Origin of the sequence: Pseudomonas sp. NPDC087817, assembly GCF_044742875.1 — a bacterium.
Taxonomy (GTDB): domain Bacteria; phylum Pseudomonadota; class Gammaproteobacteria; order Pseudomonadales; family Pseudomonadaceae; genus Aquipseudomonas.
This window is the reverse complement of the sequence record NZ_JBIUVJ010000034.1, coordinates 12,362-24,459: the sequence shown is the minus strand read 5'-3', so window position 1 is coordinate 24,459 and position 12,098 is coordinate 12,362. Positions and strand designations below refer to the sequence as shown.

The window sequence follows — 12,098 nt, the reverse complement described above, 5'->3', positions numbered from 1 at the left end:
TTAGCTCGAGTACCGCTTTTGACCTTCACCACCCAACACAATGAGCGTTAGCTTGAGTACCGCTCTTGATCTCAACGCCCGTCGGCAGGCTGAGTGGAGGGATTGATCCGGGAGGCAGGCGCGTAGCGCCGTTCGACGAAGTCGAACACATCGAGAGGAGGTGCAGCGAAGCAAACCGGAGGCGATGCGCCCGGATCAATCCCGGAGCGAAGGAACCCGAGCCACAGCGAGGGCCGAACGTCAGGGCAAAGCCTTTTGGGTTACCTTTTCGGCGTTTGGAAAAGGTGACCCGCCGTAAGGGCGGAACCCTAAGCCGCCATCACCCAAAAAACGGATATCCCCCCCAAACCCCAAGAACATGGTCGGCCCAAAGGCCGCCAAGTCAAAGCCGAAAATGCCCAACCATCCCGCGCAACTCACTCCCCAACTGCGCCAGCTCAATACTCGAAGCCGCATTCCCGCGCATCGCCAACGAAGACTGATCAGCACTCGCGCGAATACTCGTCACACTGCGATTGATCTCCTCAGCCACCGAACTCTGCTCCTCGGCCGCCGCCGCAATCTGCTGATTCATCTGCTGAATCAACGACACCGCCGCCGCAATACTCCCCAACGCGCTTTCCGTCTGCAGCGCATCACTCACCGCCAGTTTCACCAACTCACCACTGCTCTGAATCTGCTGCACCGACGAATGCGCCGCCGCACGCAAGGCACTGACCAACCGTTCGATCTCCTCGGTCGATTGCTGCGTACGCCGCGCCAACGCACGCACCTCATCGGCCACCACCGCAAACCCCCTGCCCTGCTCCCCGGCCCGCGCAGCCTCGATCGCCGCATTCAACGCCAGCAAATTGGTCTGCTCAGCGACGCTTTTGATCACCTCCAGCACCGTACCGATATTCTGGATTTCGGCACTGAGGCTTTCGATGCTGGAACTGGCCGATGTCGCCGAATCCGCCAATTGCTCAATCCGCGCCATGCTCTGACGCACCACCTGCTGACCACTCTCGACCTTGCCGTCCGCCGTCTGCGCCGCCAACGCCGCTTCTTCAGCATTGCGCGCAACATCGTGGACGGTAGCGGTCATCTGGTTCATGGCCGTGGCCACCTGCTCGGTTTCTTCCTTCTGACTGCTGACCTCAAGATTGGTCTGCTCGGTCACCGCCGATAACGATTGCGCGGAACTGGCCAGTTGTTCAATGCCGGCCTGCAACCCGCTGACAATCGTGCTCAACCCCGCCCCCATCTGCTGCATCGCCAACATCAACTGGCCAATTTCGTCACGTCGGCTGACGTCAACTGTGGCACTCAAATCACCCGCAGCAATCCGTTGCGCGACTTCGATCACGCTGCGCAACGGCGCGACGATCAAACGCGTGATCACCCACGCGGCCAGCAGCCCGACCAGCAGCGCCAGCGCCGAAGAACCGAGAATCAGCACCGAGTTCTTTTTCAGCTCTGCCTGCATGGCCCCGTCTTCGGCGACGTAAGCCTGATCCACCCGGTCCATCACTTGTGCAGCGCGCTGATGCAGCTGTTCGTAAACAGTCTTTTCCTGAGCCAGCAGTCCGGTGTACTCGGCCAGTTTGTCGTTGAACCCGGCGATGTGCCCGGAGACTTCATTGAGCACCGTTAGATAACCCTCGTCCTTGACCGTGGATTTCAGCGCCTCGGCCTGGGCCTGGGCCTGCGCGGCCTGTTCGATATTGCCTTTGCCGGCACTGTCGGCATCGCCCTTGCGGCTTTGATCGAGACGGATCCGCGCTTCATTCATCGCTTGCAGCATCAGCCTCGACACCTGACTGACCTGACTGGCCTGTTCGATGAACTGCGCGCCGTCCTTGCCCTCAGTGTCCTTCAAGGTATACGCACCGTCATCGGCCAGCCCGGCCTGCAACACGTCGAGGTTGTTGGCTACGCTGGATACCGACCAACTGGCCATTTCCAGTGCCAGATCCTTGGCCTGGGTCAAGGAGACGAACTCATCGAACGCCTTGCGATAGGCACCCAGCGACTGTTCGACATCGGTCATGACCGGCACATTGGCCGACGACTGCGCTTTGAGTTCGTTGGCCTTGGCGATGAGCCCATCAAGCCCTTCGCGCAAGGCATCCGCGGTTTTCGGGTTACCGCGCAAGGCGTATTCCTGTTCGAGCAGGCGCACCTTGAGCAGACCGCTATTGAGCGATGACATCTGCTTGAGCCCGTCGAAGCGCTGACTGATGGTCTGCAGGGACCAGACGCCAATGGCGGCGACCAGCGCGGTCAACAGCAGCACCAGTACAAACCCGATACCCAGTTTTTTCGCCATACCGAGGTTGGCAAAACGTCCTTGCACGGCCGAAATCATTGCGCGTAATCCCCTGCCATAGTCAGTTGACGAAGAGTCGCAATGGCCATGAACCAGCACAAGTCTCTGGCGTCGGAATAATGGCAAAAAGCTACGCCCGCGTCGTTTTCAGAACACTTGAGGTCGATCCACACCGGTATTTCGAAAAAACAGTCGAGCCCGCGGATCACAGGCGTAAGCCACGTTGATACGGCACCACTCGCCGGCCTCGCCACTGGGACTGAACGCATCCGGGGCCGATAGCTGTACGCCGCAGCGTTGAGCCTGTCTGCGCACCCCGGCCTGATCGGCCATCCGCGAACGCGCCCAGATAAACAAGCCACCGCAGGGTTTGCCGAATATCTCCCAATCGGCATCCTCCAGTGCCTGCAACGCCGCAGCGCGATCGGCATTCAGGCGCTGGCGCTGGCGCTGCACCAGTTTGCGGTAGGCACCCGTCGCCATCAGGCTGGCCAGCACGGCCTCGGCAAACCTTGAGCCACCCAGACCACTGACCATCTTGACCTGAGCCAGTCGCGCAACCAACTCGCTGTCGGCGTACACGAACCCGACTCGCAACGAGCTGCTCAACGTCTTGGAAAAGCTGCCCACGTAAATCACCCGCCCCTCATCATCCAGCGCGGCCAGACGCGTGCCATTGCCCGTGTGCAAGTCCGCGTAGACGTCGTCTTCAATCAGGCGCAAATCGTAGGTCTTGCTCAATTGCACGATGCGCTGGGCCACCGCCGGTGTCAGGCAACTGCCAGTGGGATTGTGATGGTGGCTGTTAATGAACAACGCCACGGGCCGACATTGCCGCAGCAATGCTTCAAGTGCCTCGACATCCGGCCCGCTCGGCGTGCGACGCACTTCAAGCATGCGGATGCCATGCAGGCGCAACAGGTCGAACAGCGGCGCATAACCGGGCGTTTCGACGACTACGCAGTCGCCGGCCTTGAACAAGGTGCGAACGATCAGATCCAGCGCATGACTGGCGCCGCCGGTGCTGAGCAACTGCGTGCTGCGCGCTTCGATGCCGAACAGTTTCAGGCGTTTGACAATCTGCTCGCGCAAGGCCGGCAGGCCCAAGGGCGTGCTGTAGTTGAACAGACTGGCCATGTCGGTGCGCGCCACTTCACGCAACGCGTAACTGAGATCGTCGGGCTCGCGCCAGCTCTCCGGTAAGCCGCCAGCACCCAGTTTCAAGCCGCCGGCAGCGCCGCACACCACATCGCACCAGGCATGGCGTCCCTCGAACGGCAACGATTCTTCCTCTTCGCTCTGCTTCGATGGCGATGCTGCGACGATAAAACCTGCGCCTTGGCGCGTGGTCAGAACGCCCTGCGATACCAACCGCTCGCAGGCCTCGACGACACATGACTGACTGAGCAGATTACCCTTGGCAATTTGCCGAACGGAGGGCAAGCGAGTGGCCGGCGGTACCCCGCTTTGCAAGATCCATTCAGTCAGTCCGTCAACAATCTGCTGCACGACCGGCACCATTGCCTGTCGATCAATTCTCAATTCCATGAGCAAGCAAACTCCTGTCCGTTTTGCTGGCGGCAGTTAATCACAGCCGCGCCGCACAGGCTGTGCGACAACGCCGCCAAAAGCGACCGATCTAATCATTTGATACACATTGTTTAGGCGTTTAAGGGAACTGAACGCGGCCCATAAAAAAGCCCGCACGAATGCGGGCTTCTTCCAGCGACAGGGTTCAGAACGCGGTAACGCCGCCGTCCACCGCCAGCGAATGACCGGTGGTGAATGCCGCACCGTCGCTGCACAGGTACAGCACGGCGCTGGCGATCTCCTCGACCTTGCCGATACGCCCGACCGGGTGCATGGCGTTGGCGAACTCGCCCTTCTTCGGATCGGCCTCGTAGGCCCTGCGGAACATGTCCGTGTCGATCACCGCCGGACACACTGCGTTGACACGGATTTTCTTCTTCGCGTATTCAATGGCCGCCGATTTGGTCAGGCCGATCACCGCGTGCTTCGATGCCGCGTAAATACTCATTTTCGGCGCCGCACCGAGCCCGGCCACCGAGGCGGTGTTGACGATCGCCCCGCCGCCCTGCGCCAGCAACAGTGGCAGCTGGTATTTCATGCACAGCCAGACGCCTTTGACATTGACGCCCATGATCGCGTCGAACTCGTCCATCGAGCCTTCGGCCAATTTGCCTTTCTCGATTTCGATCCCGGCATTGTTGAAGGCATAGTCGAGACGGCCGTAGGTATTGATTACCTCGTCCATCAGATTTTTCACCTCGCTTTCGACGGTGACGTTGCAACGCACGAAGGTCGCTTCGCCACCGGCTGTACGAATCAGCGCCACCGTACCTTCGCCCCCGGCAGCGTCCAGATCCGCCACCACGACTTTCAAGCCTTCGGCGGCAAATGCCTGGGCGGTCGCCCGGCCAATGCCGTTGGCGGCGCCGGTGACTACGGCAACCTGACCGGAAAACGTCATGCTCATTGTTATGTCCTCGAACGGATAGATGCAGGGGAGCTTTTATGCAACACAGCATAGCCACAGGGGTCCGTAGGGCGTCAGCACTATCAGAGGGCTGTCTAGGCGCCCATGCGCCGCAGTGATAAACCCATGCCGGTGACTATCACTGCACTGGATCGACGTGCATTCGCCGCATCAGCCAACCTTGCGACATCGTCACTGAAGGTCTATCAACAAGGCTTCATTCAATTCGAGTGCCTGCCATGACCAACCAGACCAATCGCCAGTTCCTGCTCGCCAAGCGCCCGGTGGGCGCTGCGACCCGCGAGACCTTCACTTATCAGGAAGTCCCGGTGGGCGAGCCGGCGGCGGGACAGATTCTGGTCAAGAACGAATATCTGTCCCTCGATCCGGCCATGCGCGGCTGGATGAACGAGGGAAAATCCTACATCCCGCCGGTCGGCATCGGCGAAGTCATGCGCGCCCTGGGCGTAGGCAAAGTCGTCGCGTCGAACAATCCGGGGTTTGCGGTCGGGGACTACGTCAACGGTGCCATTGGCGTGCAGGATTATTTCCTCGGTGAGCCCAGAGGTTTCTACAAAGTCGATCCGAAACTGGCGCCGCTGCCGGTCTATTTGTCCGCGCTGGGCATGACCGGCATGACCGCCTACTTCGCTTTGCTCGATGTCGGCGCACCGAAGGCGGGTGACACCGTGGTGCTCTCCGGTGCAGCCGGTGCGGTGGGCAGCATTGCCGGGCAGATCGCCAAGATCAAAGGCTGCCGCGTGGTCGGCATCGCCGGCGGCGCTGACAAGTGCAAATACCTGATTGATGAACTGGGCTTCGACGGCGCCATCGATTACAAAAACGAAGACCTGTTGGCCGGGCTCAAGCGTGAATGCCCGAAAGGCGTGGACGTGTATTTCGATAACGTGGGCGGTGAGATTCTCGACGCCGTGCTGAGTCGCCTGGCGCCGAAAGCGCGGGTGGTGATCTGCGGTGCCATCAGCCAGTACAACAACAAGGAAGCGGTCAAAGGCCCGGCCAACTATCTGTCGCTACTGGTCAATCGCGCGCGAATGGAAGGTTTTGTGGTGATGGACTATGCGGCGCAGTACGCAAGTGCCGCGCAGGAGATGGCCGGGTGGATGGCCAAGGGGCAACTCAAGAGCAAGGAAGACATCGTCGAAGGACTGGAGACCTTCCCGGAGACGCTGATGAAATTGTTCAGCGGCGAGAACTTTGGCAAGTTGGTGCTCAAAGTTTAAGGCCACCACAAAACAAATGTAGGAGTGAGCCTGCTCGCGATAGCGATCTGTCAAACAACGGTAATGTTGACCGACAGACCGCTATCGCGAGCAGGCTCACTCCTACAGGGTGTTGCGGTGTTTGCTTAGGCGATTTCGGCGACTACCGAAGCCAATGCCTTGGCCGGGTCAGCGGCCTGGCTGATCGGACGGCCGATCACCAGATAGTCGGAACCTGCATCCAGCGCCTGACGCGGGGTCAGGATGCGGCGTTGATCGTCCTGCGCGCTGCCCGCCGGACGAATCCCCGGGGTCACCAATTGCAACGACGGGTGGGCGGTTTTCAGGGCCTGGGCTTCCAGCGCGGAGCACACCAGACCGTCCATCCCGGCTTTCTCGGCCAGTGCCGCCAGACGCAGCACCTGCTCTTGCGGCTCGATATCCAGGCCGATACCGGCCAGATCCTCACGCTCCATGCTGGTCAGCACGGTCACGCCGATCAGCAGCGGTTGCGGGCCGGTGCGCTTGTCCAGCTCTTCACGGCAGGCCGCCATCATGCGCATGCCGCCGGAGCAGTGTACGTTGACCATCCACACGCCCATTTCAGCGGCAGCTTTCACAGCCATCGCGGTGGTGTTGGGAATGTCGTGGAATTTCAGGTCGAGAAACACTTCAAAACCCTTGTCACGCAGGGTACCGACAATTTCGGCGGCGCAACTGGTGAACAGTTCCTTGCCCACTTTGACCCGGCACAGTTTCGGGTCCAACTGGTCGGCCAGCTTCAGTGCGGCGTCACGGGTGGGAAAATCCAGGGCGACGATGATAGGAGTCTGGCAGGCGGACATGGATGGGCTCTCAGGCAAGTCGAAATCGGCGCGCATTGTAGCGGAACCGGCGGCGGCGCGGCACCCGATGATCGGTAAATCGTCGCCCCGGCCGTGATCAGCATAGCGCTCGCTGCTATTGTGTCGAACTCGATACACAACCGACACGCCGCCAACAAGCGCCCACGCTAGCCTCGCCAGCCGCAACACGTCCTTACATCAGCACTTCCCGCCCCTCGGCTGGACGCCTATGCTGAAACCACCACCTCGCAGCCCATCTTTGTGGTTGGCGGCCAACTGGCAGATGAACAACCCCATGCACAACACCCAAACGACCGCAACTGATGAGCCCAAAGATGACAAGCGCTGGAGCATCCGTGCCCTGATCGTCGACGATGACGTGCCGATCCGTGAGCTGATGATCGATTACCTCGCGCGTTTCAACATCCACGCCAGCGGCGTCACCGACGGCGCGGCGATGCGTCAGGCGATGCAGGCCGAGCACTTCGACGTCGTCGTGCTCGATCTGATGCTGCCCGGCGAAGACGGCTTGTCGCTGTGCCGCTGGCTGCGCGCCGAATCGGACATCCCGATCCTGATGCTGACTGCCCGTTGCGAACCCACCGACCGCATCATCGGTCTGGAACTGGGCGCCGATGATTACATGGCCAAACCGTTCGAACCCCGTGAACTGGTCGCTCGCATCCAGACCATCCTGCGTCGGGTACGCGACGATCGCACCGAGCAACGGGCCAACATTCGCTTCGATAACTGGCGCTTGAACAGCGTCCTTCGCCAGTTGATCGCTGACGATGGCCTCGTCGTGCCGCTGTCCAACGCCGAATTCCGCCTGCTCTGGGTATTCATCGAACGCCCGCGCCGGGTGCTCAGCCGCGAACAGTTGCTCGACGCCGCCCGTGGCCGCTCGATCGAAGCCTTCGACCGCAGCATCGACCTGCTCGTCTCGCGACTGCGGCAAAAACTTGGCGACGATCCGAAGGCTCCGCAACTGATCAAAACCGTACGCGGTGAGGGTTACCTTTTCGATGCGCGGGACATCGGCTGATGCGGGCGCGCTTCGACACGCTGTTCGGTCGCCTGTTTGGCGTGCTGTTCGTGGCGATCGTCCTCGCGCACCTGCTGGCCTTCGCCTGGTTCCACCACTACGGCCCGCCTCCGCCACCACCTCCGCCGGAGTTTTCGCAAACCGCCGAGGGGCAGCGACCGCCCCCGGATCCACGTTATCCGCCACGCCCGCCGCGCCCCTGGTTTGGCGGGCCGATCGTGCCGCTGACCTTTCAGTTTGTCTCGTTGATGATCGCTGCCTGGTACGGCGCCAAACTGCTCAGCCGACCGATCCAGCGCCTCAGCGACGCCGCCGAGCGCCTCAGCGAAGACCTCGACAGCCCCCCTCTCGACGAGTCCGGCCCGCGAGAAGCAAGGCAAGCCGCGCATACCTTCAACCTGATGCAACAACGCATTCAAGAACAGGTCCAGCAACGCGCGCGCATGCTCGGTGCGGTATCCCATGACCTGCGCACACCGCTGTCGCGGCTGAAACTGCGTCTGGAAAATATCAGCGACGACAAGCTGCAAAGTCAGATGCGTCAGGACCTCAACGACATGATCGGCATGCTCGACGCCACCCTCACCTATCTGCACGAACAACGTACCAGCGAAGCGCTGCAACTGATGGACGTGCAGGCGCTGGTCGAATCGCTGTGCGAAAACGCCCAGGATCAAGGCGCAGACGTGCAAGTCAGCGGCCATTGCGCGCCACTGCCAGTGCAACCGATGGCACTGCGCTCGTGTATCAACAACCTGATGGACAACGCCCTGCGCTATGCCGGCCAGGCACGCATCGAACTGCAGGATCAGCGCGAGCAACTGCTGATCCGTGTGATCGATCATGGGCCAGGGATTGCCGAGGACAAACGTGAGGCGGTGTTTGAGCCGTTCTATCGCCTGGAAGGTTCGCGCAACCGCAATTCCGGTGGCGTGGGATTGGGCATGACCATCGCCCGGGAAGCGGCTCAGCGTCTGGGTGGGCAATTGAATCTGGAAGAAACCCCGGGCGGCGGCCTGACCGCCATCATCCGCCTGCCAAGAATCTAAAGATCTGTGTACCCACCGGTACAAACCCCACATACCCACGACAACTTGCCCCTTGAGGCTGCATAAGCCGGTACGCCCACCGGTTTTACCGTCCAAGGAGTGAGCCCGATGATCGGTAGCGTCAGCAACTACACGAGCTATACCAGCACCAGCAGCACCACCACGCAAAACGCCCGCAGCCAGCAACTGCAAAAACAACTGTTCGCCAAGCTCGACAGCAACGGCGACGGCGCGGTGGATCAAGACGAACTCAACAGCGCCTTGTCGCAAAAGTCCGACGATGGTCTGCTGGTCAACCTGAGCAAACAATTCGGCGATCTGGACAGCGACGGCAGCGGCAACCTCAGCGCCGAAGAAATGACCGCCATGGCGCCGCCACCGCCACGAGATCAGGCCCCGAACACCGACCTCGCCGACGCCCTGATCAGCGCCCTCGACACCGATGGCGACGGCGCCATCAGCGGCGACGAACTGAGCAGCGGCCTCACCAGCGCTGGCAGCACCGTCGACAGCAACGAAATCTTCTCGGCCTTGGACAAAAACAAGGACGGCACCGTCAGTCAGGACGAACTCACCGCCAGCCTGACGCCACCGCCGCCTCCACCACAAGTCAACAGCGACGAACTGTTCAGCCAGCTTGATGCCGATGGTGATGGCAGCGTCACCGCCAGCGAATTGAGTAGCGGGTTGCAGGTTAGCGACAGCACCTCGACAACCAGCACTGATACCAGTGCGGCGCTGCTGAAGGTTTTGGATAGCGACAGTAGTGGTGGTGTGAGCAGTGATGAATTGAAGGCCGCGTTACAGGCGGGGCGTGAGCGTCCGTCGGATGAAGAGACGGCCAGTGCGCAGACCACGGCCGAAGTGCTGAACCGCATGATTGCCAATCTGAGTAGGCAGTATTCGCTTACCAGCGCCGCGCCGGTGGGCAAATATCTCAATGTTGCTACGTAAATGACTGTGTATTAAGAGCTGCGATCTTTTGATCTGGAGTTTTTATGCTAGAGCGGAAGATCGCAGGGTTTGCCAGGTTTTTTGATAAGCATCTGGGGTTTGGGTTTTCTGAGCATATCCGTTGCTGCGGTGATGGCTGCTTGGGGTTCCGCCCTTACGGCGGGTCACTTTTTCCAGACGCCGAAAAAGTAACCAAAAAGGCTGCTCCCGGACGTACGGCACTTCGCTTAGGCTCAGTGTTCCCTCGCTACGGCGTCCATCCGGGGGCATCGCCTCCGGTTTGCTTCGCTGCACCTCCTCTCGATGTGTTTGGCTTCGCCAAACGGCGCTGCGCGCCTACCCCGGATGAACACCTCCGCTCGGCCTGCCGATGGGCCTGAAAATCAAGATCAAAAGCCAAAGCCAAAGCCAAAGCCAAAGCCAAAGCCAAAGCCAAAGCCAAAGCCAATCAAAAGATTGCAGCCTTCGGCAGTGCCTACAAGGCATAAGTACAACCGCCAAAGCTTGGTCGACTGTCAGGTCGCCATCGCTGGCAAGCCAGCTCCCACAGGGGTGAAGTACAACCGACAGAAACAGGTCGGCTGTCAGGCCGCCACTACTGGCAAGCAAGCTCCCACAGGAGTGGAGTACAACCGACAGAAACAGGTCGGCTGTCAGGCCGCCATCACTGGCAAGCAAGCTCCCACAGGGGTGGAGTACAACCGACATAAACAGGTCGGCTATCAGGCCGCCATCGCAGGCAAGCCAGCTCCCACAAGAAAATGAGTACACCCCCGCACGCGGCGCATGCCGCCCCACTCAACACAATGAGCGTTAGCTCGAGTACCGCTCTTGATCTTAAGCGCCCGTCGGAAGGCTGAGCGGAGGGATTGATCCGGGGGTGGGAGCGCAGCGACCGTTTGGCGAAGCCAAACACATCGAGAGGAGGTGCAGCGCAGCAAACCGGAGGCGATGACCCCCGGATCGATCCCGCAGCGAAGGAACCCGAGCCACAGCGAGGGCCGTACGTCAGGGTAAAGCCTTTTTGGTTACTTTTTCGGCGTCTGGAAAAAGTGACCCGCCGTAAGGGCGGAACCCTAATCAGCAACACCCGCAGCAACGGATATGCTCACAACCCCCCAAAAAAACCCCACCTAAACCCGAGCCTGACTCTTACTCCAATCCGTCAACAAACTATAAGCAACAGCCAAAAGCGTAGGCCCGATAAACAACCCGATAAACCCAAACGCAATCAACCCGCCAAACACCCCAAGCAACACAATAACCAACGGCAGATTCCCGCCCCGGCTGATCAGATACGGCTTCAGAACGTTATCCACACCACTGATGATAAACGTCCCCCAGATCCCCAAAAACACCGCCATCCCATACTCACCCTTCCAGGCCAGCCAAGCCGTAGCCGGCACCCACACCAACGGTGGCCCCATCGGAATCAGACTCAGCAGAAACGTGACGATCCCCAACACCAGCGCCCCCGGCACCCCGGCAATCAAAAACCCGATCAACGCCAGAACCGCCTGCGCCGCCGCCGTGCCGATCACCCCGTTCACCACCCGCTGCACCGTGCCAGCCACCAACTCGATGTAATACCCGGCGCGCTCGCCAATCAAACGCTCCAGCAACCGATGAGCAAACGCCGCCAGACGCGGCCCGTCGCGATAGAAAAAGAACACAAAGACAATGCTCAGCGTCAGCTCGAGAATCCCGCCGCCGATCTGCGCACTGCGCGCCAGCAACCAGTTACCGACCTGCCCCAGATAAGGCTTGATCGACACCATCAGTGCCGCGCCCTGCTGATCGATGCTGTTCCAGATCCCGACCAATCGCTCGCCCACCAACGGCAAGGTACCGAGCCAGGCCGGCGCTTCCGGCAATCCATCGACCTGCACGTCCTTGATGAAGGCGGTGGCATCGCGCACATGATCGGCGAGGTTGAACCCCAGCCAGACCAATGGCGCCGCAACCAACAACATCCAGCCCAGGGTCAGGATCGCCGCAGCCAGCGACTCTCGGCCATTGAGCAGCCGGGTCAGAAGCCGCATCAGCGGCCAACTGGCAAACGCCAGCACCGCGCCCCAGAACAGCGCCGACCAGAACGGCGCCATCACCCAAAGGCTGGCACCAAACAACACCAGCAGCAGGATCTGCACCAGCAGTCGATCGTTATTGAGCAT

General features: G+C 60.5%; 9 protein-coding genes and 1 pseudogene. 4 read left to right on the top strand and 6 right to left on the bottom strand.

What is annotated here, in order from left to right:
* Nucleotides 1–382: 382 nt before the first annotated feature.
* The 4 genes and pseudogenes from ACIONG_RS19860 to ACIONG_RS19845 all read right to left on the bottom strand — a co-directional run bounded on the left by ACIONG_RS19860 (nucleotide 383) and on the right by ACIONG_RS19845 (nucleotide 4,808).
* Nucleotides 383–1,246, bottom strand: a complete 864-nt coding sequence (locus ACIONG_RS19860) for a methyl-accepting chemotaxis protein (RefSeq protein WP_371919340.1) — start codon at nucleotides 1,244–1,246, stop codon at nucleotides 383–385.
* A pseudogene (locus ACIONG_RS19855) lies at nucleotides 1,244–1,468 on the bottom strand (HAMP domain-containing protein); the annotation flags it as partial. The gene ACIONG_RS19860 and the pseudogene ACIONG_RS19855, both read right to left, overlap by 3 nt.
* A 990-nt stretch (nucleotides 1,469–2,458) precedes the next feature.
* Nucleotides 2,459–3,859, bottom strand: coding sequence for a PLP-dependent aminotransferase family protein (locus tag ACIONG_RS19850; RefSeq protein WP_401302194.1), 1,401 nt, complete (start codon nucleotides 3,857–3,859; stop codon nucleotides 2,459–2,461).
* Between the two features lie 187 nt (nucleotides 3,860–4,046).
* Complete coding sequence (locus ACIONG_RS19845; RefSeq protein WP_007917441.1) at nucleotides 4,047–4,808, bottom strand: SDR family oxidoreductase; 762 nt, start codon at nucleotides 4,806–4,808, stop codon at nucleotides 4,047–4,049.
* Between the two features lie 239 nt (nucleotides 4,809–5,047).
* Here ACIONG_RS19845 and ACIONG_RS19840 point away from each other — a divergent pair, with 239 nt between their 5' ends.
* The gene (locus ACIONG_RS19840) at nucleotides 5,048–6,052 is read left to right on the top strand and encodes an NADP-dependent oxidoreductase (protein ID WP_213026300.1); all 1,005 of its coding nucleotides are present in this window, start codon (nucleotides 5,048–5,050) and stop codon (nucleotides 6,050–6,052) included.
* A gap of 125 nt (nucleotides 6,053–6,177) precedes the next feature.
* On the opposite strand, the gene pyrF is transcribed toward ACIONG_RS19840, so the two are convergent.
* On the bottom strand, nucleotides 6,178–6,876 hold the full coding sequence (pyrF, locus tag ACIONG_RS19835) for an orotidine-5'-phosphate decarboxylase (protein ID WP_177431481.1): 699 nt from the start codon (nucleotides 6,874–6,876) through the stop codon (nucleotides 6,178–6,180).
* A 283-nt stretch (nucleotides 6,877–7,159) separates the two neighbouring features.
* Here pyrF and ACIONG_RS19830 point away from each other — a divergent pair, with 283 nt between their 5' ends.
* The 3 genes from ACIONG_RS19830 (at nucleotide 7,160) to xopAW (ending at nucleotide 9,924) form a co-directional block, all read left to right on the top strand.
* The gene (locus tag ACIONG_RS19830; protein ID WP_401302189.1) at nucleotides 7,160–7,921 is read left to right on the top strand and encodes a response regulator; all 762 of its coding nucleotides are present in this window, start codon (nucleotides 7,160–7,162) and stop codon (nucleotides 7,919–7,921) included.
* The gene (locus ACIONG_RS19825; protein WP_401302186.1) at nucleotides 7,921–8,970 is read left to right on the top strand and encodes an ATP-binding protein; all 1,050 of its coding nucleotides are present in this window, start codon (nucleotides 7,921–7,923) and stop codon (nucleotides 8,968–8,970) included. The genes ACIONG_RS19830 and ACIONG_RS19825 overlap by 1 nt, the downstream gene beginning before the upstream one ends.
* Before the next feature lie 108 nt (nucleotides 8,971–9,078).
* Nucleotides 9,079–9,924, top strand: coding sequence for a XopAW family type III secretion system calcium-binding effector (gene xopAW / locus ACIONG_RS19820; RefSeq protein ID WP_401302183.1), 846 nt, complete (start codon nucleotides 9,079–9,081; stop codon nucleotides 9,922–9,924).
* Between the two features lie 1,133 nt (nucleotides 9,925–11,057).
* On the opposite strand, the gene ACIONG_RS19815 is transcribed toward xopAW, so the two are convergent.
* Entirely contained in the window at nucleotides 11,058–12,098 is a 1,041-nt protein-coding gene (locus ACIONG_RS19815; RefSeq protein WP_103306858.1) for an AI-2E family transporter, read from the bottom strand.

What these genes read in the sequence shown, in the direction of transcription:
- ACIONG_RS19840 (WP_213026300.1), top strand. Translation starts at nt 5,048, where the DNA reads ATGACCAACCAGACCAATCGCCAGTTCCTGCTCGCCAAGCGCCCGGTG.
- ACIONG_RS19860 (WP_371919340.1), bottom strand. Translation starts at nt 1,246, where the DNA reads ATGGGGGCGGGGTTGAGCACGATTGTCAGCGGGTTGCAGGCCGGCATT.
- ACIONG_RS19825 (WP_401302186.1), top strand. Translation starts at nt 7,921, where the DNA reads ATGCGGGCGCGCTTCGACACGCTGTTCGGTCGCCTGTTTGGCGTGCTG.
- ACIONG_RS19845 (WP_007917441.1), bottom strand. Translation starts at nt 4,808, where the DNA reads ATGAGCATGACGTTTTCCGGTCAGGTTGCCGTAGTCACCGGCGCCGCC.
- ACIONG_RS19815 (WP_103306858.1), bottom strand. Translation starts at nt 12,098, where the DNA reads ATGCTCAATAACGATCGACTGCTGGTGCAGATCCTGCTGCTGGTGTTG.
- xopAW (WP_401302183.1), top strand. Translation starts at nt 9,079, where the DNA reads ATGATCGGTAGCGTCAGCAACTACACGAGCTATACCAGCACCAGCAGC.
- ACIONG_RS19850 (WP_401302194.1), bottom strand. Translation starts at nt 3,859, where the DNA reads ATGGAATTGAGAATTGATCGACAGGCAATGGTGCCGGTCGTGCAGCAG.
- ACIONG_RS19830 (WP_401302189.1), top strand. Translation starts at nt 7,160, where the DNA reads ATGAACAACCCCATGCACAACACCCAAACGACCGCAACTGATGAGCCC.
- pyrF (WP_177431481.1), bottom strand. Translation starts at nt 6,876, where the DNA reads ATGTCCGCCTGCCAGACTCCTATCATCGTCGCCCTGGATTTTCCCACC.